Source organism: Halorubrum aidingense JCM 13560, from assembly GCF_000336995.1.
Taxonomy (GTDB): domain Archaea; phylum Halobacteriota; class Halobacteria; order Halobacteriales; family Haloferacaceae; genus Halorubrum; species Halorubrum aidingense.
In genome coordinates, this window is the sequence record NZ_AOJI01000022.1 from 187,481 (window position 1) to 211,543 (window position 24,063).

The 24,063-nt window shown below is 68.9% G+C and carries 22 protein-coding genes; 11 read left to right on the forward strand and 11 right to left on the reverse strand.

Going from position 1 to position 24,063, the window contains the following annotated elements:
- Nucleotides 1–486: 486 nt before the first annotated feature.
- Nucleotides 487–1,470: a hypothetical protein gene (locus C461_RS07775; protein ID WP_008000131.1), complete on the reverse strand. Its 984-nt coding sequence runs from the start codon at nucleotides 1,468–1,470 to the stop codon at nucleotides 487–489.
- Between the two features lie 156 nt (nucleotides 1,471–1,626).
- Here C461_RS07775 and C461_RS07780 point away from each other — a divergent pair, with 156 nt between their 5' ends.
- Nucleotides 1,627–2,562 carry an HVO_0234 family beta-propeller protein gene (locus C461_RS07780; protein ID WP_008000134.1) on the forward strand — a complete coding sequence of 312 codons (936 nt, stop codon included), beginning with the start codon at nucleotides 1,627–1,629 and terminating at the stop codon, nucleotides 2,560–2,562.
- Between the two features lie 23 nt (nucleotides 2,563–2,585).
- Here C461_RS07780 and C461_RS07785 read toward each other — a convergent pair whose 3' ends face one another.
- Nucleotides 2,586–3,536 (reverse strand): aminopeptidase, encoded by a 951-nt coding sequence (locus tag C461_RS07785; protein ID WP_008000137.1) that lies wholly within the window; start codon nucleotides 3,534–3,536, stop codon nucleotides 2,586–2,588.
- Nucleotides 3,537–3,735: 199 nt separating this feature from the next.
- On the opposite strand from C461_RS07785, the gene C461_RS07790 reads away from it, so the two are divergent.
- Nucleotides 3,736–4,803 carry a type II glyceraldehyde-3-phosphate dehydrogenase gene (locus C461_RS07790; protein WP_008000139.1) on the forward strand — a complete coding sequence of 356 codons (1,068 nt, stop codon included), beginning with the start codon at nucleotides 3,736–3,738 and terminating at the stop codon, nucleotides 4,801–4,803.
- Between the two features lie 95 nt (nucleotides 4,804–4,898).
- Here C461_RS07790 and C461_RS15825 read toward each other — a convergent pair whose 3' ends face one another.
- The 3 genes from C461_RS15825 to C461_RS07800 form a co-directional block, all read right to left on the reverse strand.
- Nucleotides 4,899–5,075 carry a hypothetical protein gene (locus C461_RS15825; RefSeq protein ID WP_008000141.1) on the reverse strand — a complete coding sequence of 59 codons (177 nt, stop codon included), beginning with the start codon at nucleotides 5,073–5,075 and terminating at the stop codon, nucleotides 4,899–4,901.
- A 162-nt stretch (nucleotides 5,076–5,237) separates the two neighbouring features.
- A complete protein-coding gene (locus C461_RS07795; RefSeq protein WP_008000143.1) occupies nucleotides 5,238–5,537 on the reverse strand; it encodes a hypothetical protein in 300 nt (99 codons plus the stop codon).
- Nucleotides 5,538–5,642: 105 nt separating this feature from the next.
- Nucleotides 5,643–6,641: a hypothetical protein gene (locus C461_RS07800; protein ID WP_008000144.1), complete on the reverse strand. Its 999-nt coding sequence runs from the start codon at nucleotides 6,639–6,641 to the stop codon at nucleotides 5,643–5,645.
- Between the two features lie 126 nt (nucleotides 6,642–6,767).
- On the opposite strand from C461_RS07800, the gene C461_RS07805 reads away from it, so the two are divergent.
- Nucleotides 6,768–7,130, forward strand: coding sequence for a DUF5518 domain-containing protein (locus C461_RS07805; protein WP_049906431.1), 363 nt, complete (start codon nucleotides 6,768–6,770; stop codon nucleotides 7,128–7,130).
- Between the two features lie 111 nt (nucleotides 7,131–7,241).
- On the opposite strand, the gene C461_RS07810 is transcribed toward C461_RS07805, so the two are convergent.
- The 3 genes from C461_RS07810 to C461_RS07820 all read right to left on the reverse strand — a co-directional run bounded on the left by C461_RS07810 (nucleotide 7,242) and on the right by C461_RS07820 (nucleotide 10,822).
- Nucleotides 7,242–7,745: a DUF367 family protein gene (locus C461_RS07810; RefSeq protein ID WP_008000146.1), complete on the reverse strand. Its 504-nt coding sequence runs from the start codon at nucleotides 7,743–7,745 to the stop codon at nucleotides 7,242–7,244.
- Between the two features lie 47 nt (nucleotides 7,746–7,792).
- Nucleotides 7,793–9,622 (reverse strand): ATP-binding protein, encoded by a 1,830-nt coding sequence (locus C461_RS07815; protein WP_008000147.1) that lies wholly within the window; start codon nucleotides 9,620–9,622, stop codon nucleotides 7,793–7,795.
- A gap of 207 nt (nucleotides 9,623–9,829) precedes the next feature.
- Nucleotides 9,830–10,822 (reverse strand): calcium/sodium antiporter, encoded by a 993-nt coding sequence (locus C461_RS07820; protein WP_008000148.1) that lies wholly within the window; start codon nucleotides 10,820–10,822, stop codon nucleotides 9,830–9,832.
- Nucleotides 10,823–10,985: 163 nt separating this feature from the next.
- On the opposite strand from C461_RS07820, the gene C461_RS07825 reads away from it, so the two are divergent.
- Nucleotides 10,986–11,618 carry a hypothetical protein gene (locus C461_RS07825; protein ID WP_008000149.1) on the forward strand — a complete coding sequence of 211 codons (633 nt, stop codon included), beginning with the start codon at nucleotides 10,986–10,988 and terminating at the stop codon, nucleotides 11,616–11,618.
- A complete protein-coding gene (locus tag C461_RS07830; protein ID WP_008000150.1) occupies nucleotides 11,615–12,700 on the forward strand; it encodes a hypothetical protein in 1,086 nt (361 codons plus the stop codon). The genes C461_RS07825 and C461_RS07830 overlap by 4 nt, the downstream gene beginning before the upstream one ends.
- A gap of 272 nt (nucleotides 12,701–12,972) precedes the next feature.
- Here the strand turns inward: C461_RS07830 and C461_RS07835 are convergent, their stop codons facing one another.
- Nucleotides 12,973–14,652, reverse strand: coding sequence for a Na+/H+ antiporter NhaC family protein (locus C461_RS07835; protein WP_008000151.1), 1,680 nt, complete (start codon nucleotides 14,650–14,652; stop codon nucleotides 12,973–12,975).
- 243 nt (nucleotides 14,653–14,895) lie between these two features.
- Here C461_RS07835 and asd point away from each other — a divergent pair, with 243 nt between their 5' ends.
- Nucleotides 14,896–15,942, forward strand: coding sequence for an aspartate-semialdehyde dehydrogenase (asd, locus tag C461_RS07840; RefSeq protein ID WP_008000153.1), 1,047 nt, complete (start codon nucleotides 14,896–14,898; stop codon nucleotides 15,940–15,942).
- 98 nt (nucleotides 15,943–16,040) lie between these two features.
- On the opposite strand, the gene C461_RS07845 is transcribed toward asd, so the two are convergent.
- Nucleotides 16,041–18,035: a 3-hydroxyacyl-CoA dehydrogenase/enoyl-CoA hydratase family protein gene (locus C461_RS07845; RefSeq protein ID WP_008000155.1), complete on the reverse strand. Its 1,995-nt coding sequence runs from the start codon at nucleotides 18,033–18,035 to the stop codon at nucleotides 16,041–16,043.
- A 127-nt stretch (nucleotides 18,036–18,162) separates the two neighbouring features.
- On the opposite strand from C461_RS07845, the gene C461_RS07850 reads away from it, so the two are divergent.
- Nucleotides 18,163–18,759, forward strand: a complete 597-nt coding sequence (locus tag C461_RS07850) for a DNA-3-methyladenine glycosylase family protein (protein WP_008000157.1) — start codon at nucleotides 18,163–18,165, stop codon at nucleotides 18,757–18,759.
- 413 nt (nucleotides 18,760–19,172) lie between these two features.
- Nucleotides 19,173–19,412 (forward strand): UPF0058 family protein, encoded by a 240-nt coding sequence (locus tag C461_RS07855; protein WP_008000159.1) that lies wholly within the window; start codon nucleotides 19,173–19,175, stop codon nucleotides 19,410–19,412.
- A gap of 158 nt (nucleotides 19,413–19,570) precedes the next feature.
- Here the strand turns inward: C461_RS07855 and C461_RS07860 are convergent, their stop codons facing one another.
- Nucleotides 19,571–20,923: a putative ATP-dependent zinc protease gene (locus C461_RS07860; RefSeq protein WP_193365806.1), complete on the reverse strand. Its 1,353-nt coding sequence runs from the start codon at nucleotides 20,921–20,923 to the stop codon at nucleotides 19,571–19,573.
- 180 nt (nucleotides 20,924–21,103) lie between these two features.
- Here C461_RS07860 and C461_RS07865 point away from each other — a divergent pair, with 180 nt between their 5' ends.
- The 3 genes from C461_RS07865 (at nucleotide 21,104) to C461_RS07875 (ending at nucleotide 23,903) form a co-directional block, all read left to right on the forward strand.
- Complete coding sequence (locus C461_RS07865; RefSeq protein WP_008000163.1) at nucleotides 21,104–22,168, forward strand: succinylglutamate desuccinylase/aspartoacylase family protein; 1,065 nt, start codon at nucleotides 21,104–21,106, stop codon at nucleotides 22,166–22,168.
- Between the two features lie 126 nt (nucleotides 22,169–22,294).
- Nucleotides 22,295–23,143: a TatD family hydrolase gene (locus C461_RS07870; RefSeq protein WP_008000165.1), complete on the forward strand. Its 849-nt coding sequence runs from the start codon at nucleotides 22,295–22,297 to the stop codon at nucleotides 23,141–23,143.
- A 178-nt stretch (nucleotides 23,144–23,321) separates the two neighbouring features.
- Nucleotides 23,322–23,903 carry a DUF2150 family protein gene (locus tag C461_RS07875; RefSeq protein ID WP_008000167.1) on the forward strand — a complete coding sequence of 194 codons (582 nt, stop codon included), beginning with the start codon at nucleotides 23,322–23,324 and terminating at the stop codon, nucleotides 23,901–23,903.
- The last annotated feature ends 160 nt before the right edge of the window (nucleotides 23,904–24,063 follow it).

Here is a 24,063-nt window from a genome sequence, read left to right on the forward strand (position 1 = left end):
TGGAACCGCGTTTATTTATATACTCTCTCCTGGCCGAACCAGCCGATCGATACGATCGATACGATCGATGCGGCGTGGGCCCGATCGAGTGCGAGAGTGACTCGATCGAGTGCGGGAGTAGTTGGATCGGGGCGGGTGGTCGGTTATTGATAACTGAAGCAGCGGTGTCGACGTCGGCTGTTTATAAACCGCGGATCGTTGGGATGAACGGTACCGACGGCTCGATCGCACGGTATAGCCCCACCGTACAGCCCCGCACCTCACGCCTCCCCAGCCTCGTCGGTCGCCCGTCGCTTCGCACGGGACGACCGACTCCAGCGAGAATCGAAGATTCTCTGGCAGCCGGCGCTCCGCGCCGGCGACGCCGACCGCACCGTTCACTTATAAATAGTCGTCGCCGCCGGTCGTGTCTATTGGTCGGTTCCCACAGCCGCCCCGTCGGTTCCGCTGTTCGAGCCGTTCTGGAGACCGGCCGAACGCTCCCGCTCACCACACCGGCGCGAGCAGCAGCGCGACGGTGATCGAGATGAAGACGAGTTTGAGCGCCGTGTTGACGGCGATCACCTTCGTGCCGAACTCGGCGCCCCAGATCCCGTACTGGAAGGGAATCGAGCGGCGGAACGTGGAGACGGCGAAGGAGAGAATCCCGCCGATGAGCAGGCTCGCGACGGCGGTGCGGACGGTGAAGATGCCGGCTTCCGTCCCGGCGAGCGTCACCGCGCCGGCGGTCGTGTCGAGCGTGTAGACGGCGATCACGGGGACCGCGGCGCCGGGGAGCCCGAGGACGCCGGTGATCGGCTCCGCGACGCTCGTCAGCGCCTCGACGTCGTAGGCGGTGACGAACGCGATCACGAGCGTGTACACCACCGCGAGCCGCGGGACGATCCGGCGCAGGGTCGACCACGACTTCGCGGCCGCCTCGCGAACGCGCTCGGTTCGGGTCCGGTCGTCGTCCTCGGGGCCGCTCGCGTCGACGTCGGCGAGCGCGTCGCGGTTCACGTTGCGCTCGGACAGCAGCACGCCGCCGGCGAGGACGCCCGTGACGGTGATCGCGAGCGCGATCCCGGCCCGCGCGGAGACGTAGACGGTCCCGGTTCGGACCCCGAGGATCGGGATCAACACCGGGATGTAGTACGTGAACACGTGCTGGACGAACCCGAAGAACGTGTTGATGGTCACGGCGACGAGCGTCGCCCGGTCGTCGAGCAGCCCCGACTCGCGGTACTCGGCGAGCGTGGCGTACCCCGCGGTCGTCGAGGCGGCGGTCGTGAGGATCGCGGTGCCGACCTCGTCGGGGAGGTTCGCGGGACGGGTGAGACTGCCGGAGAGGCCGGCGACGTACCGGATCAGTCCGAACGCGACGGCGACGTTGGCGACGAAGACGCCGACCGCGATGAACGCCGTGATGCGGGCGAGTCTGGGGGCGACGTCGGCGAGCAGGGTGCCGAGATCGGCGGCGACCGATTGCACGGTCGACGGTACGCCGTCGGCGACCTAATGGGCATCGGAACGGTCGCCGCGCGAGGCGGATGAGGGCTGCCGCGCGGGGCGAATGAAGACTGCCGCAGGGGGCGTACGAGGACTGCCGCGGGGGGCTTATGGGGGCCGCCGTCGAAGGCCTCGCCAATGGCACCTGCGGAGGACGACATCTCGATCGAGGAGAAGCGCGTGTACGCCGGGTCGGCGGGGAGGACCGACGCGTACGTCGCCACCGAGAGCGGCGTGGTCCGGGTGGCGCTGTCGGCGGACAAGGTCGGCGCGTTCGACATGGTCGCGCGCGACCCCGCTCGCGGCGCCGCCGTGCTCCCCCGGCGGGCGGCCCCCGATCTGCTCGGCGTCGCGACCGACGACGGCCTGCTCGTCGCACCCGTCGGCGACGATATCGCTTTCGAACCGGTCGAGGTCGGCCCGGCCCCGGCGGTCGCCGTCGGCGTCCACGACGGCGCCTTTCTGGTCGCCGGCGACGACGGCGAGATCGATCGGATCGCGATCGGGTCCGATGCGACAGCGGGCGACGCGACGGCAGACGACGCAACAGCAGACGACGCGACGGCGACGCGGATCGGATCGGTCCCGGACCCCAGGGCGATCGACGGTCCGCTCGTCGCCGCCGCGGACGGGGTCCACCGGGTCAACGAGGGCGACGCCGCCGAGTCGGGGCCGAGCCTCGTCTCGGTCGGTCTCGACGACGCCCGCGACGTGGCGGGATCGGGGATGCCGCTGGCCGCGACGGCGGACGGCCTCTACTGGCTCGGGAACGGTTGGATGCCGGCGCGAGAAGGAGACGCCGAGGCGGTGGCGGCCGACGGCGACGGCCACGCGATGGCGGTCGTCGACGGCGATCTGTTCGTCCACGAGAGCGACGGCGAGTGGGGCACCGAGGCGTGGAATGCGGCGGAGCTCCCCGTCGACGAGGAGCCGGTCGCGCTCGGCTACGGTCCCGGCGTGTCGGTCGCGGTCACCGACGCCGGCACCCTCTGTGTCGACGCCGGCGACGGCTGGCGGCATCAAGTTGTGGGGGTTCGGGGAGTCGCGGGCGTCGCGCTCGCGGTCGTGGAGTGAGCCGGACGGCCCCGTTATCTTTCTCAGGCGGTCGGCAGGTCGATCTCCTCGCCGCCGGCGAAGACGGTCGGGTGCCGGAGGATGCCGTCGAGGTGGATCGGCGCGTCGGTCTCGCCGCCGATACCGGCGTTGTCGCCGATGGCGATGTGGACGGTGCCGCCGGCCTTCTCGTCTAAGAGGACGGAGCCGACGAGTTCGCCGACCCCGACGTTCGTGCCGATCCCGAGCTCCGCGAGGTTGTAGGCGGCGTCGCCGACCGATTCTGCGGCCGCCTCGACGTCGGCGCGGATCGCGTCGTCGGAGATCGTCGTCACCTGCCCGTCAGCGACCTCGAAGGTGAGCTCGTGGCCGTCGTCGAGCAGTCCGTGGGGCATCATCGTCCCGTCGACGACGAAGGTTCCCGTCGCCGTCTCGGGCGCCACGAACACCTCGCCGGCGGGGAGGTTCGAGAACTGACCGGGCTCGTGGACCATCCCGGTGTCCGCGAGCCACTCGCGGTCGCCGATCCCGAAGGTGACGTCCGTTCCTTCGGGGGTGGTGACGCGGATCTCGTCGGCGTCGCCGACCTGCGCGAGCACCTCGTCGCAGGCGGCGTCGATGGCGGCATAGTCAGCGTCGAGCCCGGTCGTGAACACGTCCTCGGTGATTCCCGGGAGCGTCGCGCCGCGAGCGCCGGTGTCGCAGGCCGCGCCCCGCGCCCGAGTGTGGCTGAGGCTCTTCGTCGTCGGCGCGAGGAACACGTCGCTTTCGGTCATCGCGGCCGCGACGGGCGCCGGCGGCTCGGCCCCGTGCTGTTCGGCCGGCGGGTACCGGAGGATCGTCGCGTCATTGGTCACCTCGGTCGCGGCCGCGTACAGCGCCTCGCCGATCGGCGCGCGCTTGTCGTCGGTCACGACGACGACGGTCTCGCCGGCGGCGACGTTCAAACACTGACCGATGGCGGTGTCCGCTGCCTCGGAGAGGTCGGATGACATGGCAACCGCTCGGTGACGGCGGGCGTTAGTCCTTCGCATCGCTCGTGGTGCCTCGCGGTGTTTCGCATTATTTACTCTGTTACGAAACTCAGTTGCACGCTCGCATCGCGCGAATTAACCGACCCGTTACTCGCGGCGTAGTTAATTTCTTTCTAAAATCCTCGAAAGAATTATGCCGGTTCCTGAGCGACTGTGAGGCATGATACGCGTGGGCGTCAACGGGTACGGCACTATCGGGAAGCGGGTCGCGGACGCGGTCGCGGCCCAGCCCGACATGGAGGTCGTGGGCGTGACGAAGACGAGTCCGACGTACGGCGCGGAGACGGCGATCCGCTCCGGCTACGATCTGTACGCCGCGATCGGCGACCGCGTCGAGGAGTTCGAGCGGGCGGGGGTGGGCGTCGCGGGCACCCTCCCGGACCTGCTCGACGCCGTCGATATCGTCGTCGACTGCTGTCCGAGCGGCGTTGGCGAACAGAACCGGTCGATCTACGAGGCCCACGACACCCCCGCGGTGTACCAGGGCGGCGAGGACGCGACCGTCGCCGACGCGTCGTTCAACGCCCGCGGCAGCGACGAGTCGGTCGCCGACGCCGATTCGCTGCGAGTCGTCTCCTGTAACACCACCGGCCTCTCACGGCTCCTCGCCCCGCTGGAGGAGACGTACGGCGTCGAAAAGGCGCGGGTGACGTTGGTCCGCCGGGGCGGCGATCCGACCGAGACCGGTCGCGGCCCGATCAACGACATCGTGCCGGATCCGGCGACGGTTCCCTCCCACCACGGGCCGGACGTGAACACGGTACTCCCCGATATCGCGGTCGACACGGCCGCGCTCAAGGCGCCGGTGACCGCGATGCACACCCACAGCGTCAACGTCACGCTCGAAACGGCGCCGACGGCGACGGCGGTCCGCGAACTGCTCGAGGGGGAAGGCCGACTCTTCCTGATCCCCGAGCGCGCGGGCCTCGACGGCGCCGGCGCGCTCAAAGACTACGCGGCGGACGTGGGGCGCCCGCGCGGCGATCTCTGGGAGAACTGCATCTGGACCGAGTCGATCAGCGTCCAGGGACGCGATCTGTACCTCTTCCAGAACATCCACCAAGAGGCCGACGTCGTCCCCGAAAACGTCGATGCGATTCGCGCGCTATCGACGGATCTCTCCCGGGAGGAGTCGGTCGCGAAGACGGACGAGGCGCTCGGGATCGGGCTCGACAGCCTACTCTCCGACGGCGGGTCGACTCGAAACCCGGTCACCGCAGACGACTGATCGGGCGCTGACGGCTGTTTTCGGGGTTCTGTCGGCTGTTTTCGGCTCTCTTTCGGCTGTTTTCGGGGTTCTGTCGGCCGTGGTTGGCCGAATCACTACTCCGCCGGCGTCGTCACGAGAAACGTTCGACCGCCGCGGCGTTCGAGGTGGACCTCGCTCCCGCGAACGCGGTTCCTGCGGATCCGATCGTCGATCCGGTCGGCCGGACAGTCGGTGACGTCCACGCGCGTCGCCGTCGCGTACCGCGGTCGGTCCTGAGTGGTCGCGCTCATACCTCACGATCCGGACGATACGTACGTATACCCGAGCCATCCGCGGAGTGGAAGTGAAAGTGAACGCCTCGGGCGCGAACGCCGGCGATCGGCCCGCCGAACGATTGGGCGTGGGCGGGGTGTGGTCGAGGTGTGGTCGAGGTGTGGTCGAAGTGCGCCGCCCTATCGCCGGAGACCGGCGGTTTCGTCGCCTTCGACGAAGCGGACGGTGAAGTAGTCGTAACCGCCGTAGGCGACGTCGAGCGACCCCAACCACCAGTTCCACCGGTCGACGACCGACGATCCCTCGGGAGCGTCGCCGAGGTTGTCGATCACGCCGGGAACGGTCAGCGCGTGTCCGCGGTCGCGGGACGGGCGACCGGAGTCCGCGAGGTCTCTGGCCGCTCGGGCTACCGCACGCCGCTCTGCCGCAGTCCCGCCGAACTCCCGTTCCAGCGCGCCGTCCAGACGCTGTGGGTCCATGCCTCGCCTACGCGGCCCGAGTATTTGAGTCGCGTGGTAGAGGGTACCACAACCGGGGTCGAAACCGAAGCACCGGCGCGATCGCCTGAACGCGGTGACTCCGCCTCACAACCGGGCGGCGAGCGCGAGAAAGAGGAGACTGAACGGTCCCGTGAGCAGCGCCAGCGCGAGCCCCCCGGCCCCCTCGCCGGCCGCGAGCGCCATCGTCGCGCCGACGACGAGCGACGAGGAGCCGACGATCGCCAAGACGACCCGCTCGGCGACGCTCGCGCGGTCCGGGCCGTCGCTACGCGCGAGCACGTCCGCGAGCGCCGACTCGACGGCGTCGGCGCGGTCGGCCGGAACGAACGTCCACGGCGTCGATCGGAACCACGCGTTCCCGCGGTACGCGAGCAGAAAGACGGTGGTCCCGAGCCACGGCAGATCGATGCGTCGGGTGCGGATGACGGCGCCGAGGTCGTCGGCGCGCGTCCGGTCGTCGTTCGCGCCGGTCCGTTCGAGGGTCATCGCCGCCGGGTCGAGCCGGTGGAGAGCGCCCGGCAGGAACGCCATCATCGGAACCAGCCACGCGAGCGGAATGAGCGAGAAGGCGCCCGACGCGAGCCACCCCGGGCCGGCCCACCACGCCGCTGCGGGGAGGACGGCGCCGGCGACGACCCACCGCGGCCGGAGCGATGACGGGTCGAATCCGCCCTCGTACGGGGGAAACAGGCCGGACGTCGACTTCCCGAACCGAAAGAGGAGGATCGGAGCGAGCGCGATCGCGGCGGCGACGAGCAGCCCCGCGGCCACGGCGACGCCGCCGGGGGATACGTCCGCGACGAGCGCCGCGGGACCGGCGGTGAGCAGCGCGCTGCCGAGAGAGCCCACCAGCACCGCGAGGACCGTCCCGAGGGCGACGAGGAGGAGCAGGCCGGCTCCCGCCGCGAGCGAGCGGATCCGGTCGTAGCGGACCGGTCCCCATTCGATCGGTTCGTCGGGCGCGGAGCCGACGGAACGGTCGGCGTCCGTGTCGTCGGTGACGTCGGTGGCGTCGTCGGACTCGACGGCGGCCGCGTCGGAGGAGGTGTCGGCGGTCGCGACGACACCGTTCTCGGAGGGCATCCGACGCTGCTACGTCGACGCTCCGGATAAATTGTCGGTCGAACGATCGGATCGCCTTCGAACGACCGAATGGATCGGGGACTCAACGGCGGCGAGTATTTATTTTGTCGTCGGCTAATGGACGGTATGACTGACTGGCGCGCCGTCGGGTACGGATTCGTGGTGATGGTGATAGCCGGGTTGCTCGCGTCCTTTGCGCCCGTGATCGGCCACATCGGTGCGGGGCTGATCGGCGGGTTCGTCGCCGGCTACGTGGCCGGCGGCGGGCTGCTCTCCGGCACGTGGCACGGGCTGCTCGCGGGATCGGTGAGCGGGATCGCGGTCACGCTGCTGCTCGCGGCCTTCGGCGGCTTGGTGGGGCTGGCCGGTGGGCCTCTCGGCGGCCTGCTCGGCGGGGCGGGCGTGTTCGTCGTCGGGCTGTTCCTCACGCTCCTGTTCGCGATCGACTCGGCGCTCGCGGGGGCGATAGGCGGCGTGCTCGGCGATTGAGGGACACTTCTCGATCTCTCCGATCGGCGGGGTTGAAAAGCGGCGAGCGGCAGCGGTAGTCCCGTTCGTCAGGGGCGCTCCCCGTCTCTCGGGCGAACTCGGCGGCGGGGACTACTCTCGGTCGAGGTATTCCTGCTGGACGGCGACGACCTCGGCGGAGTCCTCGCAGTCGGCGTACCGCCGCAGCGGCTCCTCGTTGAGATCGAGGAACGTCTCCCCCCACGTGAATTTCGCCATGATCCGCTCTGCGTGCTCGGGTTCCCCGAGGATCGCGAGCGCGGCCGCGAACGCCTCCACCGTGGTGAGCCGCATCGGTCGGCCGAAGTTGACGGGGTTCCCGGCGACGAGGTACGGCAGCGCGCGGTGCTCGCCCGGCAGCGTGAACATCTTCTCGCCGGCCGACTCCCACGAGCAGTCGAGCGCGACGAGCGCGTTCTCCGCGGCGACCGCGGCGTCCGCCGGCGAGAGTGCCCGCTCGGCGTGGGGGTTCAACACGACGCCGTAGGGAGTCGCCCGATCGGACCGATGGAGCTCGGCGAGGTCGAACCGCGCGAGCTTCCGAGCCGTACACTTGTCGGGGTCGTCGTCGCCCTCGTATCGGACGTGGAGATCCACGTCACACGTTCGCCTGAACGGCTAATAAGGCGTGCGGAGCGTCCGCGTCAGTCGTCCGCGGCGTCGGCTTCTCCGGGGTCCGTCGCGGTGTCGTCCGCTTCGTCCGACTCCGATGCGGCGTCGTCCGCTGCTCCCGGCTCCGTCGCGGCGTCGTCATCGGTCTCCGGTCGGTCTGCGGACTCGGCCGCCGCTCTCGGGAGTTCGACCACGAACGCGGCCCCTCGCGGCTCGTTGTCCGTCACCCACACGTCGCCGCCGAACTGCTCCGTCAGGGCGCGAACGAGGTACAGCCCGATCCCGGACCCGGGGCTGTCGATGCCCTTCTTTCCCTTCCCGAAGATCGTCGCTTTGGCGTCGTCGGGGATTCCCGGCCCGTTGTCGGCGAATCTGAGGCGGACGCGGTCGTCGAACGCCTCGCAGGTCACCGTCACCTCCGGGTGGTCGGTGTCGTTGTGCTGGACGGCGTTGTTCAGGAGGTTCCTGAACACCGAGGCGAGCATCTCGTTCCCGCGAACGGTCGCGGCCGGCGGCTCCGGGGAGAGCCGGAACGCGGCTTGCGGGAAGGAGTCGCGCGCCGCTTGCACTTCCGTTTCGAGCAGCCCGCAGAGGTCGACGGGCTTCGTCTCGGGCACGGCGTCCCCCGTAAGCGACTCGACGAAGTCGCGGGCGGTCTCCGTCAGCTCGATGACGTGCGTCGACTTGCGGAGCACGCGGTCGAGCGCGTCCTGCCCCTCGTCGTCGACGTGGTCCCGGAGCGTCTCCGCCCACCCGTGTATCACGGCCATGTCGTTGCGGATGTCGTGTCTGACCACGCGGTTCAGCGCTTCGAGCTGCGCGGTGCGCTCTTCGAGCCGGAGACGGTACCGCTCTCTGTCGGTGACGTCGTCGACCGTGAGCAGCTCGCCGCCGGTCACCCCGCGCGACGTGAAGGCGTTTCGCGAGACCTGGTAGTACCGCGTCGACGCGTCGCCGTCGCGCTCTCCGTCTCGCGGTCCGCCGCGCTCTCCGTCGACCGCGACCGCGATCACGGCGTCCTCGTCGCGGTCGACGGCGAGCCGCGGGAGCACCGCGTCGAGCGGCTCACCGATCGCGCCGTGGAGCGCCGGGAACAGCAGGCGCGCGGCCCGGTTGTGATCACGGATGCGGCCGGTTTGGTCCAGGAATATCGCCGGGTCGTCGCTGTCGGCGGCGAACTGGATCGTCTCGAACCGCCGGAAGTAGACGAACATGGTGCCGACCGCGAACAGGGCCACGCCGGGCGGCTCGTACATCAGCGGGAGCAGCCACGAGAAGCTCTCGCCGGCGACGGTGGCCGTGGTGGGAATCGCGGTGACGGCGATGAGTGCGGTCAGCGATCGGCTGTCGAGTGCGGTGTAGTAGAGCTGTTCCAGCAGCATGAAGAAGCCGACGGCGATCACGGCGTACGAGAGCCCGAGGACCAGCCAGTACAACAGCTCGTGGCGGATCGCGAGGTGCGGGAACGGCTCGGTGGCCCACGCGGTCGTGAAGTAGAGTTCGTGAAGCGGGTTCGTGACCTTCAGCAGGCTCACCACCACGAACACGCCGACGACGGCCCGCCGGTACGGCGCGCGTCGCGGCGACCGACCGGTGTAGGCGGCACAGAAGTAGAGCCACGCGCCGACCGAGAGCAGCGCGAACACGAATCCGACGATGTACGAGGCCTCCTTGGCCGTCTCGCCCGGTGCGAGGAAGTAGCCGACGTAGCCGCTCGCCCAGAGCGCGACCGTCAGGAGCAACGCCACCATTCCGTCGCGCGTTTCCGGATGACGGATCCGTCTGGCGCGCGGGACGGCCGCGACGCACGCGAGCGCCGAGGCGGCGAATATCGAGACGTGCGCGAGGAAGACGGGATCCATACTGCGTCGGCTTATCCCTCAAAGCCACGTCCGATAACGGTTCGGGTGTGAGTGCAGAAGCAACAAATACCTAACCTGTAGAGCGGCGCGGCGGCCTGCCCCTCCGCTTCAACCGTCCGCGGGCTCTCTCGGCGGCGCCGTGGCGGGCGTCGACGATTCGTGGCTTCCGAACTCCGGTCGGTCGAGCGTCGGGATCACACCGCGCTCTCACCCGAATATCCGCAGCAGGCCGAGCGCCCACCGAGCCAGTTCGCTGAGGACAAAGAGGCCGCCTTCGGGCCGCGAGAGCCTGCGGCCCGACCAGAGCGCCCCGACCATGAGCACCGTGATCACCAGCAGCCAGAGGAGGCTCTCGATCGCCGCGCCGCCGACGGCGAGCGGTCGGATGACCGCCGCGATGCCGAGGATCCCCAGCACGTTGAACACGTTGCTGCCGACGACGTTCCCCACGGACATCCCGACGTGTCCCTGCCGCATCGCGACGAGCGAGACCGCCAGCTCCGGCGTCGACGTGCCGGCGGCGACGATCGTTCCGCCGATCACCCAGTCGGAGATCCCGACGCCCCGGGCGAGCGTCGACGCCGCCTCGACCATGTAGTGACCGCTGATCAGGACGATCCCCAGTCCGCCGACCAGGAGCAGCGCGTCGCGGCCGCGGGCCGAGAGCCCGCTCGGGACGGCCTCCGTGATCGCCCCGGTGACCCGGGAGTCCGGGTACTCGGTCTCGATCGAGTGTGCCGACTGCTCGTCGCGAACGAGGTAGGCCGTGTACGCGGCGAACAGCCCCGCGAGGAGGACCCCTTCGAGCCCGGTCACGGTGCGGTCGAAGAGGACGCCGAAGGCGACGACCGTCGAGAGGACCAGCGCGACGCCGTCGCGGTGGACCAGCGACCGCTCGACCGGGATCACCCGAAGCAGCGACACCGCGCCGAGGATGAACGCGAGGTTGTAGATGTTGGACCCCACGACGTTGCCGACGCCGATTTCCCCCAGCCCGGCGAGCGCGGCGTCGACCGTCACGACGAGTTCCGGGGTCGAGGTCCCCATCGCGACGATCGTCAACCCGATCGTGAGTTCGCTGACGCCGAAGCGCCGAGCCAGTCGAACCGTCGCGTCGACGAGCGCGCGGGCGCCGATCCACAGCCCGAGGACGGACACGGCGAGGACGGCGAACTGGGCGATCGGCGGTGACGACGACATGGTCGACGGTTCTCGATGGACGGTACTAAACCTGAGCCACGAGCCGACGCCGAGTGCGGAACCGGGATCACGAGCCGACGCCCTTTGTGACGCCGGAGCGACGGCTCCGCTACCGGCGCGAGTCGCCCCCTGTCACTATACGTGTCGTCGTAGTAACACGAGTATGGACCGACGAGACGTGCTCCGCGCGGGAACGGCGGTCGCCGTCGGCGGGCTCGCGGGCTGTGCGAGCGGAAGCGACGACCCGACGTTCATCGAGGGGTTCGAGAACGGCATCGGCGAGTGGGAGACCGGCGCCGCGATCGGCCCCGAGGTCGATGTCGGAGAGTTCGACTGGGAAGTCGACGTTTCCGAGGCGGAGGCGACGACGGGGGATCGCTCGCTCCGGATCTGGAACCAGGGCGACTACGACGACGGCGTCACGTGGGCCGTTCACCCGGTTCCCGTCGAGCCGGGCGGGTCGTATCGGATCGCGGTGAGCGGTCAGTTCTGGAGCGAGTCGGAGTCGTTCAACACGATCCGACACGCCGTGATGCGGCTGGGTCCCGAGCCGCCGGCGGCCGAGGAGGACTTCCCGCAGCCCGGTCTCAACACGACGGACCTCGGCGAGACGCCCTACGGCGGGCTCCGGGACGCGCTGTGGCTCGCGGACGGGTGGCGCGAGTACGCCTTCGAGTGGACCACCTCGGAGCTGTCGACCGACACGCTTCACCTCGCCGTCGGGACGGCCGTGATCTGGGAGGCGGACGCGACGCACTACGTCGACGACTTCTCCGTGAGTATCGAGCCGCGATGAGCGGGGACTTGGAGGTGGCGTCGAGCGAGGACGACGCCGCCGACGCCGACGATGCCGACAGCGATGCGAGTACTGCCGACACGATGCGAGAGCGCGCCGGCGAGAGCCGAGTGAAACTCTGGCTGCTGTTGCGCGCGAACCGGCTTCTCGTCGCGGGAGTGCTGACACTCGCTATCTTCGTCGCGTTTGTCGCCGTGGCGGTCGCCTTCTCGCCGTCTCTCGCTGAGAAGGTCGGGTCGAGCGACCCGATCGAGACGCTGTTCGCTTCGATGATCACGGTGATCGTCACCGGGGCGACGCTCGTCGTCACGATCGGCCAAGTCGTGCTTACGCAGGAGAACGGCCCGCTCGGAGACCAGCAGGAGCGTATGAACGACACGCTCACGGTTCGGGACGCTATCGCGGAACTAACCGGCACCCCGGTACCCACGGATCCCGCCGCGTTCCTCGACGCGATCCTCGGGGCCGCGTCCCGCCGCGCCCGGGACCTCCGCGAGTCGGTCCACGAACGACGTGGTGATGAACCCGACGAGACCGCGCTCTGGGAGGACGTCGACGAACTCGCCACGGGCGTCGTCGAGAACGCCGACACCGTACGCGGTCAACTCGACGGCGCGGAGTTCGGCTCCTTCGACGTGGTGTTCGCCGCCCTCAACTTCGACTACGGCCCGAAGATCGGACGAGCCGAGCGCATCCTCGACGACCACGGCGAGGCGCTCATCGACGACGAGCAGGATCTGCTCGAAGAGCTGAAAGGGTCGCTGTCGCTGTTCGGTCCCGCTCGCGAGCACGTCAAGACGCTGTACTTCCAGTGGGTGCTGATCGATCTCTCGCGGCAGATCCTCTACGCCGCGGTGCCGGCGCTGGTCGTCGCAGGGCTCATGCTTGCGGTCGTCGACGCCGGAACGTTTCCGGGACGGACTCTCGGCGTCGACCACGTGACGCTCGTCGTAGGCGGCGCGTTCGCGGTCACGCTTCTCCCCTTCTCGCTGTTCGTCTCCTACGTGCTCCGCGTCCTCACCCTCGCGAAGCGGACGCTCGCCATCGGACCGTTGGTATTGCGCGACTCGGGGCCGGAGTGACCCGTCGGTATCGGGGATAGCGACGTGTCGCCCGCAACACTAACGACCGGTCTCATCTCCGGCGGCGTGCCGCGTCAACCGGGAAACCCTCGTGGCGGGCGGTCGCCTGCGCGGCGACGGGCGGGTCGCGTCAGCGACCACATATCACGCGCCTGGGTTCTCCGCGCTGTCATCGCTCCCATCGGGGAGTACTCGGGCGGGGACTGAGGGCGCGCGAGCGGTGATAGCCGGTCTGTGCTTTTAAAACGTCCGTCTGTAGCCGTCTGTCGTCGTCAGTCGTCCTGTTCGGTCCCAGCGACGACCACGCGCTCGCCGTCGTCCGCCTGCGGCTCCGAGACCGACACCGGATCGATCCCGCGGCGGGAGGCGTCGAACTCCGAGAGCAGGTACACGAGCCCGGCGAGCAGGAGGGCGCCGAGCGGGAGCAGCGCGAGCGGCGTCACCCGCGTGACCCCCCAGACGACCAGCAGGAGGACGACGACGAGGGCGACGGTGACCGCGTAGTAGATCTGCGTGCGGACGTGGTCGATCAGATCGGCGCCGGTGAACGTCGCCGAGAGGACGGTCGTATCGGAGATGGGCGAGCTGTGGTCGCCGAAGATGGCGCCGGAGAAGATGACGCCGACCATCGCCGCCACGAGGGTGTGGCCCGCCGCGCCGCCGCCGCTGATCTCCCAGGCGATCGGGATCGCGATCGGCGTGACGATCCCCATCGTCCCCCACGAGGTGCCGGTCGAGAAGGCGATGAGGCCGGCGACGACGAACACGAGAGCGGGCAGGAGGGCGGACGAGACGGAGCCCACCGCGACGTTCGCGACGTACGCGCCGGTGCCGAGCGCGTCGATCGCCTCGCCGATCCCCCACGCGAGCACGAGGATGGAGACCGCCGTGAGCATGATCGAGAACCCGCCGATCGTGTACTCGGTCGCGTCGCCGAGCCCGAAGATGCGGTACGCCCGCCCGAGGACGAACCCGCTCGCGACCATCGCGAACGAGCCGATCATGAGCGCCACCTCGTACGAGGCGTTGAGCGCGGCGTCCCACAGCCGCCCGCCAGCCGCACCGAACTCCCCGGCGAGGAGGTCGCCGCCGAAGCCGATCGGTGAGAACTCCCCCGACCACAGCGCGGTTCCGACCGTCACGGCGATGAGCACCGCCACGGGGACGAAGAAGTTGACGAGCCGCGGGGTCGACGCGGGCGGCTCGCCGAGTTCGCCGGCGACGTCCTGCATCGGGACGGCCTCGTCGCGCGTGACCTTGCCGGCCGTCCACGAGCGGTGTTCGGCGGTGAGCATCTCGCCGTAGTCCCGCCCGGAGCCGACGATCAGGAGGACCATCACGATCGCGAGGATCGCGTACATGTTGAACGGGATCGACGAGACGAACACCTCGAAGACGCCGGGGCGGTTCGCGGCGTCGACGCCGGCGGCCTCGTACCCCTCGGTGATGAGCGAGAGCTGGAACGCCACCCACGAGGAGATCCCCAGCGTCGCCACCGGCGCGGCGGTGGAGTCGACGATGTACGACAGCTTCTCGCGAGAGATCCGGAGCCGGTCGGAGACGTCCTTCATCGCGGAGCCGACGATCGCGGTGTTGGCGTAGTCGTCGAAAAAGAGGACGATGCCGAGCCCCCACGCGACGAGTCCGGCCTGCCGCTGGGAGTCGAGGCGTTCGAGCGCCCAGTCGCGGACCGCGGCTGTGCCGCCGAGGTTCCACACCATGGCGACGCCGGAGCCGAGCAGCAGGGTGAACACGAGGATGGTCGCCTGAAACTCGTCCGAGACGGCCGCGACGATCCACTCGAACGTCTGGACGATCCCCAGCCCGCCGGTGTAGATCACTGCCCCCGACCAGATACCGAGGAACAGCGACAACACCGCCTTGCGGGTGAGCACCGCCAGCACGATAGCGAGCAGCGGCGGGACGACGGAAACCGCGCCAAACTGAGTCATAGTTGCGAAATCTCCCGCTCAAAACATAAATCCTCTCTGACGGCGCCGAATAGCGGATCCGGACCGATCGGTGCCGCGTTCGAAAACGTCCGATCCGTCTCGGCCTCGAAGCGGTCGGGTTTGTCAGTCGGAAGCGCGCAGACGTTGTGATCTCGCCTTCGATGTCATCGGCGATGCGTCCGTGCCCGGCGGTATCGGCGCGTATCCGAACGCACTTACGTCCCTGTGACAGACCCACGCGCAATGTCTGTACGAGTCGGCATCCTCGGCGCCACCGGCGCCGTGGGCCAGCGGTTCATCCAGTTGCTCGACGATCACCCGACGTTCGACCTCGCCGCGGTCACCGCGAGCGCGGACAGCGCGGGCAAGACGTACCGCGAGGCCGCCAAGTGGCGCGTCGACACCCCCATCCCGGACGACGTCGCGGAGATGACCGTCGTCGAGACGTCGCCGGACGGCATCGCCGACGCCGACGTGGACCTCCTCTTCTCGTCGCTCCCCTCGGGCGTCGCCGCCGAGGTCGAACCGGCGTTCTTAGAGGACGGGTACGTCGTCTCCTCGAACTCCTCGAACGACCGCATGGCGATGGACGTCCCCCTCACGATTCCCGAGATCAACCCCGATCACCTCGATTTGATCGAGGTGCAGCGCGACGAGCGCGGCTGGGACGGCGCCCTCGTGAAGAACCCGAACTGCTCGACGATCACGATGGTTCCCACCCTCGCGGCGATCGACCAGTTCGGCCTCGAAAGCGTCCACGTGTCCACCCTGCAGGCCGTTTCGGGCGCGGGCTACTCCGGCGTCACCTCGATGGAGATCATCGACAACGCCATCCCGCACATCGGCGGCGAAGAGGAGAAGATGGAGACGGAATCGCGCAAGCTGCTCGGCGAGTTCGACGGCGCGGAGGTCCACCTCCACGGCGCCGACGTCGCCGCCTCCTGTAACCGCATCCCGACGCTCGACGGCCACCTGGAGAACGTCTTCGCCGAGTTCGCCGAGGACCCCTCGATCGACGACCTCCGCGAGGCGATGGCCTCGTTCGAGGGCGCCGGCGCGCTCCCGAGTTCGCCCGATCAGCTCATCAAGGTGTTCGGCGACGACGAGCCGGAGCGCCCCCAGCCCCGCCTCGACCGCACGTACGCGGACGGGATGGGCATCGTCGCCGGCGGCCTCCAGGAGACGAACGCCGGCGTGAAGTACAACTGCCTCGCGCACAACACGATCCGCGGCGCGGCGGGCGCCTCGCTTTTGAACGGCGAACTGCTCGTCGAGGAAGGGTACGTCTGAGACGAGAACGTCGAGGGCGGCTCGGATACGGTCGGCGCCGGCAGTAAGTCGCCGATTTTCTTTTTAAACGAGGAACACGCAGTCGGTCGGCGAGCGCGTTACTTCCCTTCGAACTCGGGCTCGCCGTCGCCCATGAACGCCGTGATCCCCTCCATGAGGTCGTCGGTGTTCATCACGTGGCCGAAGCCCATCGCTTCCAGTTCGAGGCCGGCCTCGCCGTCGGTGCGGCCGGCGTGCATCGCGCGCTTCGTGTACTTCTGTGCGATCGGCGGGCCGGCGGCCAGCTGTTCGACCAGCTCTCGGGCGCGCTCGTCGAGTTCGTCGTCGGGGACCACGTCGTTGAGGAAGTCGTACTCTTCCATAGTCGCCGCGTCGTAGCGGTCGGCGGTGAAGATGATCTCCTTCGCGCGTCCCTCGCCGACGATCCGGGCGAGCCGCTGCGTGCCGCCCCACCCCGGCAACAGGCCGAGGTCGTGCTCGGGCTGGCCGAGTTCGGAGCGCTCGGAGGCGATCCGCATGTCGGCCGCGGTCGCGAGCTCCATACCGCCGCCGAGGCAGTAGCCGTCGATGGCGGCGACGACGGGTTTGTCCGACGCCTCGAGCTTGCCGAACGTCTGCTGGCCCTGTCGGGAGAGCTCGACGGCGTGGATCGGGTCCGCCCCGCCGGCGGCCATGCTCTGGACGTCGGCGCCCGCCGAAAAGGCGCGGTCGCCCGCGCCCGACAGCAGGATCGCCCGCACGTCGTCGTCCGCGTCGAGCCGGTCGATCGCGTCCGCGAGGTCGTCGAGCAGCTCGCCGCTTATGGTGTTCATCCGGTGCGGGCGGTCGATCTCGACGTGACCGACCCGGTCCTCGACGGCGACGTTGAGGGTGTCGTAGCTCGCGTAGGGGTCCGCGCCGTCGCCCGCCGCGTCGCCCTCGCCGGCGGCGTCGCCGTGGAAGCCGCCCGACTCGGCGGCCTCGCGGAGGTAGTCCGTCGCCGCGTAGCGCGCTTCACCGGTCTCCTCGTGCAGATCGTCGAGGACGGCGACGAGCTCCGCGAGCCCCTCGCCGTCGGCGAGCTTCGCCGGGCCGTCCGGGAAGCCGGCGCCGAGCATCACGGCGCGGTCGATAGCGGGCGCGTCGGCGACGTCGTTGCCGATCAGGCCGGCGACCTCGTTCGCCATCACGGCGAGCAGTCGCTTGCGCACGTCGGCGTCGATCGCGTCGCTGGGGACCTGTGCGCCGCCGTTCTCGTAGTCGTAGAACCCGGAGCCGGTCTTCTTGCCGAGCTCCTCCGCCTCGACCTTCTCGACGAGCAGCGGGCAGGGGCGGTACGCCTCGCCGAGCACCTCGTGCATGTAGTCGAGGACGTGGTACCCCACGTCGATGCCGACCTGATCGGCGAGCTCGAACGAGCCCATCGGGAGGCCCATGTCGAACTTCGTCGTCGAGTCGACCGTCTCGATCGTCGCGTCGCCGGACTCGACGATCCACGCCGCCTCGTTCATCAGCGGGACGAGGATGCGGTTGACGATGAACCCGGGGCTGTCCTTGCGGACGCGCACCGGGGTCTTCCCCATCGACTCCGCGAACCCCTCGATCAGTTCGAGGGTGTCCTCGGACGTGTGCTTCCCGGAGATGACCTCGACGAGGTCCATCCGCACCGGCGGGTTGAAAAAGTGCATCCCGCAGAAGCGCTCGGGGCGGTCGGTGACCTCCGAGAGCTCGGTGATCGAGAGACTGGAGGTGTTGGTGACGAAGACGGCGTCCTCGGGCGCGTACTCGACGACCTCGTCGTACACGTCCTTTTTAATTGCCATCTTCTCGGGGACGACCTCGATCACCACGTCGGCGTCGGCGAGCGACGCTTCGAGGTCGACGAACGGCTCGACGCGGTCGAGCGCGGCGTCGGCCTCCGCGTCGCCGATGCGGTCCTTCTCGGCGAGCTTGCCGAGCGACCACTCGATCTGGTCGTACCCCTTCTGGACGAACTCGTCTTCGATGTCCCGCAGCGCCACGTCGTAGCCGGCGAGCGCGGCCACCTCCGCGATACCGTGGCCCATGTTCCCGGCGCCGAGGACCGTTACGTGCTGGACGTCTTCGAGCTGCATGTCAGATCGGTCGGAACCGTCATGGTTGAACGTTTCCATCTTCCAAACGGAAAACTCACTGTAAGTTTATCCGGGTGGGCGCTCGGAACGGGAAACGTACAGGTCGCTCCGGGTCGAAGAGGAGCCGATGGACGACCGAGTCGCGGCGACCCTGCGCGAGGACCCGACGATGGCGCGGCTGATCGACCGGCACGGCCCGCTCGCGATCGAGCCGGCGGACGACGCGTTCGCGCGGCTCTGCACCTCGATCGTGAACCAGCAGCTCTCGACCGCCTCCGCGTCGGCGATCCACGGGCGGATGGTCGACGCGCTCGACGGTACGGTAGCTCCCGAGAGCCTGCTCGCGGCCGACGAGGCGGCGCTCAGGGAGACCGGCCTCAGCGGGACGAAAGTCGAGTACCTGCGAAACGCGGCCGAGGCGTTCCGCGACGACGACCGCGACCTGACGCGGGCGGGCCTCGCCGACGCCGACGACGGCGCGGTCGTCGACCGACTCACCGAGATCCGCGGCGTCGGCGAGTGGACCGCGCGGATGTACCTGATCTTCGCGCTCGGCCGCGAGGACGTGCTCCCGCTCGGCGACCTCGCGGTGCGAAAGGGGATCGAACAGGTGTACAACGACGGCGACGACCTCTCGCGCGCCGAGATGCGGGAGATCGGCGACGCGTGGCGCCCGTACCGGAGCTACGGTACGCGGTACATCTGGGCGGAGTACGAGTCGTGAATCGTCGCCGGCGCGGCGCACATTTATGAGTGCGGGCGGGTCCACGCGCGGTCCGCGCTCGTTCATTTATAAATAGCCGCCCGCGGTCGGCGGCGACGGCGCTGCGTGCCGACCACGCGGTTCGGTGTCCCGTCGCTACCCGCTTTTCGGTCATCACACGGGATAGAGCCGCTGTCACTGTAGAACGGGTAGTGAGCATCTGAGAAAACGCTGTGTTTGATACTGTTTCGCACACATCGTCGTCGTGGGAGAACGCGGCTCACTTCGCGATCGCGCCCGCCCCGTTGACACCGCCACGCAAACCGTCTCCCACACGCCTGCGCCGGTCACGGACCGCTGTTTGAGAAGCTGGCAGGACGCGCTCCGAGTCACCGGAACGGCAGCCCGACCATTCACGCTCGACGAGAAACGTCATGCGAAAGAAAGAACTCGTTCACACGCACGCGCTGCTTCGGGAAGTCACGCACTATTTGATCGAGAACGAAGACATGCCGGCCGAGACGATTGCCACGTACGACGCGCTGGGGGTACGCCCGTCGAGCATCCACAAGTCGAAACGGAACCATCACGAAGCGATCGCGGCTCTCGGCGACTCGATCGAGTGGTGGCTCGAACGGGCACCCGCTGCCAACGTGGACCGGCCGGTGAACTGAACGGCGCCGGCCGACGCCGCTCATCTTTCGAGGATCGCGACAGCGTCATCTGTTTATAAATAGCCGCCGCTCTCGCACGTCTGACAGGGACACACCGTCGTCAATACACACGCCAGCGACGAACGCCGGCACGGGGGTCGGGGCGCTCGCGAGGTGCTCTACTCCTCTTCGAGGATCTCGCCGGCCTCGGCGCGCTCGGCCTCGTCGACGTCGGCCCGCCGCCGCACGTCGACGCGGTAGTCGCTGAGGATGTCGCGGCCGAGAAGCAGCGGGTACTCCATGTGTCCGCGGTCCTCGACGCTCGCGGTGACGGTGTGTTGGTTGCCGCCGATACCGATCACGAGGTCGACGACCGGGCGCGCCTTCCCGCCCTTCACGCTGCCCGACTTCACGCGCGTCATGCTCTTGATCGGACCGGCGCCGATCTCGGCGGCCAACTGCGTGTCGATGCTCGTCCGGGTCGCGCCCGTGTCCGACTTCGCGAGCGCCTGCGTCGACCCGGAGGTACCGGTGACGACGACTTCCTCGATGTAGCCGATGTCCGGCTGCTCGGAGCTGGTCTTTTTCGGGATCGGCGCACAGGACGGCCGCGAGTCGTCGAGCGTCGCCGAGATGCGTTCGACGTCGTCGGCGTCGACCTCGCCGCCGACCGTCTCGATCGCGAGTTTCGCGATGTGCGGGGCGGGGCTCGTGCCGGTCGCCTCGAACAGGCCTTTAAACCCGGCCGTCGGGTTCACTTCGAGCACGTACCAGCCGTCGTACCCCTCGACGAGGTCGACGCCGGCGTAGTCCAGATCCATCACGTCGGCCGCGTACAGCGCGGTCTCGGCGGCCTCCTCGGGCATGTCGTCGGTCGCGTCCTCGACGGCGCCGCCGAGCGCGACGTTGGTCCGCCAGTCGCCCTCGGGCGCGTAGCGGTACATCGACCCGATGATCTCGTCGCCGACGATGTACACGCGGAGGTCCCGGTGTTTCTCGTCGTCGCGGTCGATGAGCTGTTGGAGGAACGCCTGTCGGTTGCCGACTTTCGGGTTCACGCGCTCGGTGAGATCGACCTTCCACGTGCCGCCGCCGTGGGTGCCGATCGCGGTCTTGTACACGCCCACGTCGCCGAAGCGCTCGCGGCCCTCGTTGAGCCGGTCGTTCGACAGCGCGAGCAGGGCGTCCGGCACGCGGATGTTCCAGTCGGCGAGCGTCGCGGCCGTCGCGAACTTGTGGATCGACGCGAGCACCGCGTCCGGCTCGTTCAGCATCGGCCGGATCCGCTCGAACGTCGTCGCCAGCCCGAGCAGCTCCGCGGGCTGGTCCGTGTTCGACAACAGCAGTCGGTTGGCGATGACGTCGACGTCGGGCTCGACCGACACGTCGCCGTCCTCGACGCTTATCGCTGCGTTCTCCTCGCGGAGCCACACCGGCTCGTGGCCGAGGTCTTCGACCGCGTTGCAGATCGCCTTCGTTTCCTTGCTGTTGTGTAGCGACAGCACTCCCACCCGTACCGGATCCGAACTCATGGCCGGATCTGCACGGGCCGACGTAAAAGGTCGCCCGATTTTCGCCCGGCGACTGTTTCGACCGCCAGCGACGACCGCCTCAACCGCCAGCGACGACCGCCTCGGCGGCCGGATCCGGCACGCCGCCTGCGAGATCTCCGGGCCGCCATATATATACTCTCTGCCCCGCTCCACTGTGACATGAGCGACGATCGGGTGTTCACGTACAACGGCGGCGCGGTACCGCCCGGCGAGACGCAGAACATCCGCTACGGAATCAGCGAGACGTACCTCGGCGATCCGGTCCGGATACCCGTGACTATCGTCAACGGGGAACTCGACGGACCGACGGTCTTCCTCACGGCGGCCGCCCACGGCGACGAGCTCAACGGGATCGAAGTCGTCCGCGAAATCGCCCACGAGTGGGACCTCGAGAAGCTGGCGGGCACCCTCGTCTGTCTGCCCGTGCTCAACGTCCCCGGGTTCATCGCCCAGCAGCGCTACCTCCCCGTTTACGACCGCGACCTCAACCGCTCGTTCCCCGGGAAAGCGGGGTCGACGAGCTCGAACCGCATGGCGAATCAGATCTACTCGAACTTCATCGCCCCCTGCGATTTCGGTCTCGACTTCCACACCTCGACCCGCGGACGGACGAACATGCTCCACGTCCGCGCGGACATGACCGACGCGGGAGTCCACCGCCTCGCGATGGCGTTCGGCTCGAAGGTGATCATCGACAGCGAGGGGCCGAGCGGCACCCTCCGCGGAGAGGCGACGGCCGACGGGATCCCCACGATCACCATCGAGATGGGCGAGGCGCACCGCTTCCAGCGTCCCCTCATCGACGACGCGCTCGGCGGGGCCCGCTCCGTCTTCGCGGAGTACGAGCTGCTCGAAACCGATACCGTGCGCTGGCCCGGCTGGCGGACGATCGTCTCCGGCGCGGGCGAAAAGACGTGGCTCCGCGCCGACTCCGGCGGCATCGTCGATACGCACTTCGAGAGCGGCTCGCTCGTCCACGAGGGCGAGCGGATCGCGACCATCACCAACCCGTTCAAACAGGACGCCGTCGCCATCGAGGCGCCCTTCACGGGACTCCTGATCGGTCTCCTGGAGAACCCCGTCGTCTACCCCGGAAACCCGCTGTGTCACCTCGTCGAGATCGACGAGTCGACGCGGCGGGCGATCGAGACCGGCAACGCCCCGCAGCCGGTCGGGCAGCCGGACGCGGCGGACGTGGTGGACGGGTCGACCGGCGCGAACTGAGTCGGACGCGGCGGACATGGTGGACGAGTCGACCGGCGCGAACTGAGTCGGCCGCGGCAGACGAGCCGGCTCCCGACCCTTCTTCGAAGGCGTGGCGTATATGCGCCGCCCGACCGTGTCGCCGGTATGACCGACGATCTCGACACGCCGGTGCTCGACAACCACCTCCACCTCGACCCGCGTCACGGCCGCGGGATCGACGCCGTCGAGGACTTCGTTCACCTCGGCGGCACCCACCTGCTCGTGGTGAACAAGCCGTCGTGGCACCTCGGCGTCGAGCCGGACGAGCCCGCGGACTTCCGGCCCGTCTTCGAGGAGACGATCGACGCGGTCGACGCCGCGACCGAGGTCCTGCCGGGCCGCGCGTGGCCCGTTCTCGGCGTCCACCCCGGTCTGATAAGCCGCCTCGTCGACGAGCGGGGATTCGAGCCCGAGGCGGCCCGCGACCTGATGCAAGGCGGTCTGGAGGTCGCGAGCGAGTTCGTCGCCGACGGCGAGGCGCTCGCGCTGAAGTCCGGCCGTCCGCACTACGAGGTGAGCGACGCGGTCTGGGACGCGTCGAACGCCGTGACCCGGCGCGCGTTCGAACTCGGCGCCGCCCTCGACTGCGCCGTGCAGCTCCACACCGAGGCCACCGAGGACCTGACGGATCTCGCCGCCGTCGCCGAGGAGGTCGGGCTCGACCCCGCGACCGTGGTCAAACACTACGCCGAGGGCCGGCTCGCGGGGGTGACGCCGAGCGTCATGAGCGAAAAGGACCGGCTCGAACGGGCCGCCGAGTCGGGTGAGCCGTTCCTGATGGAGACCGACTTCGTCGACGACCCCGAGAAGCCGGGAATGGTGCTCGGGCCGAAGACGGTTCCCCGCCGCGTGCGCTGGCTGGTAGAGAACGGCCACGACGAGGCGGTCCGCCGCGCCCACGTCGAGACGCCCGCCGCCGTGTACGGAATCGACACCGAGGCGACGCTGGAGTGACCCTCGGCTCGCCAAGCGTCAACCCACCGAACCGCCGATCCTCAAACCCACCGAACCGCCGACCGTCAAGCTCATCGAGCCACCGAATCGCCGAATCTCGCCGGATCGAGGGTGCGAAACCGTCTCGCGCGGCGATCGATAGGAAAGGCATTTGAGTTGGCCGGGCAACGTACAGCACATGACCGACGACGACGCCGTTGAAACGTTCTATACCGACGAACGCTGGCAGAACTGGCTCGACCGGCTGGAAGAAGAGGAGCTCGACCCCGAGAACGAGGACTCCGCCCGCCTGCTGTTGAACCTTCAAGACGACGCCGCGATCGCGGTCGTGAAGGTCCTCGCGGCGCTCGACGAGGAGCGCATCGACGAGGAGCGCGCGGTCGAGGAGATCCGCGACATCCGCGAGATCGTGCTCGCCGAGGTCGCGTTCGACGACGAGGACAAGCTCATGTTGATCGACGGGGTTCAGACCTCGCTCGTCCCCGTGTTCTACGCGGCCGAGGAGTACGTCGTCGGCGGCGTCGTCGAGGGCGACGTCACCGAGTTCGTCCACGCGGCCGCCGACGCCGAGGCCGAAGAGGACCTCGACGCCGCGCTCGGCTACGTCGTGCAGGCCGGCACCCGCGTCATCGACGGCGAGCCGCTCGACATCGAACTCGTCGACGAGCTGGAGTACGGGCTCGTCTCCGAGTGGGTCAACGGGCTCGACTCGCTCCAGTCGGCCATCGAGGACCCGGAAGTCGTCGAAGAAGACGACTGACGGCGTCGTCTCACGCACCCCTGAGCGTCCCGCCGCCGCGGCGCCCGGGATCTCGGCCGCTACGCCGTTCGCTCGGCGGCGCCCGGTATCTCGTTATCTCGTGCTCCCGTCTTTTCCCGTTTTCTCCCCTCTCTCGATATTCTCATCCCGCATAGCGACG

Excerpts from the sequence above, each read along its gene's own strand:
- C461_RS07780 (WP_008000134.1), top strand. The coding sequence starts at position 1,627 with ATGGCACCTGCGGAGGACGACATCTCGATCGAGGAGAAGCGCGTGTAC.
- C461_RS07785 (WP_008000137.1), bottom strand. The coding sequence starts at position 3,536 with ATGTCATCCGACCTCTCCGAGGCAGCGGACACCGCCATCGGTCAGTGT.
- C461_RS07790 (WP_008000139.1), top strand. The coding sequence starts at position 3,736 with ATGATACGCGTGGGCGTCAACGGGTACGGCACTATCGGGAAGCGGGTC.
- C461_RS15825 (WP_008000141.1), bottom strand. The coding sequence starts at position 5,075 with ATGAGCGCGACCACTCAGGACCGACCGCGGTACGCGACGGCGACGCGC.
- C461_RS07795 (WP_008000143.1), bottom strand. The coding sequence starts at position 5,537 with ATGGACCCACAGCGTCTGGACGGCGCGCTGGAACGGGAGTTCGGCGGG.
- C461_RS07800 (WP_008000144.1), bottom strand. The coding sequence starts at position 6,641 with ATGCCCTCCGAGAACGGTGTCGTCGCGACCGCCGACACCTCCTCCGAC.
- C461_RS07805 (WP_049906431.1), top strand. The coding sequence starts at position 6,768 with ATGACTGACTGGCGCGCCGTCGGGTACGGATTCGTGGTGATGGTGATA.
- C461_RS07815 (WP_008000147.1), bottom strand. The coding sequence starts at position 9,622 with ATGGATCCCGTCTTCCTCGCGCACGTCTCGATATTCGCCGCCTCGGCG.
- C461_RS07820 (WP_008000148.1), bottom strand. The coding sequence starts at position 10,822 with ATGTCGTCGTCACCGCCGATCGCCCAGTTCGCCGTCCTCGCCGTGTCC.
- C461_RS07825 (WP_008000149.1), top strand. The coding sequence starts at position 10,986 with ATGGACCGACGAGACGTGCTCCGCGCGGGAACGGCGGTCGCCGTCGGC.
- C461_RS07830 (WP_008000150.1), top strand. The coding sequence starts at position 11,615 with ATGAGCGGGGACTTGGAGGTGGCGTCGAGCGAGGACGACGCCGCCGAC.
- C461_RS07835 (WP_008000151.1), bottom strand. The coding sequence starts at position 14,652 with ATGACTCAGTTTGGCGCGGTTTCCGTCGTCCCGCCGCTGCTCGCTATC.
- asd (WP_008000153.1), top strand. The coding sequence starts at position 14,896 with ATGTCTGTACGAGTCGGCATCCTCGGCGCCACCGGCGCCGTGGGCCAG.
- C461_RS07845 (WP_008000155.1), bottom strand. The coding sequence starts at position 18,035 with ATGCAGCTCGAAGACGTCCAGCACGTAACGGTCCTCGGCGCCGGGAAC.
- C461_RS07850 (WP_008000157.1), top strand. The coding sequence starts at position 18,163 with ATGGACGACCGAGTCGCGGCGACCCTGCGCGAGGACCCGACGATGGCG.
- C461_RS07855 (WP_008000159.1), top strand. The coding sequence starts at position 19,173 with ATGCGAAAGAAAGAACTCGTTCACACGCACGCGCTGCTTCGGGAAGTC.
- C461_RS07860 (WP_193365806.1), bottom strand. The coding sequence starts at position 20,923 with ATGAGTTCGGATCCGGTACGGGTGGGAGTGCTGTCGCTACACAACAGC.
- C461_RS07865 (WP_008000163.1), top strand. The coding sequence starts at position 21,104 with ATGAGCGACGATCGGGTGTTCACGTACAACGGCGGCGCGGTACCGCCC.
- C461_RS07870 (WP_008000165.1), top strand. The coding sequence starts at position 22,295 with ATGACCGACGATCTCGACACGCCGGTGCTCGACAACCACCTCCACCTC.
- C461_RS07875 (WP_008000167.1), top strand. The coding sequence starts at position 23,322 with ATGACCGACGACGACGCCGTTGAAACGTTCTATACCGACGAACGCTGG.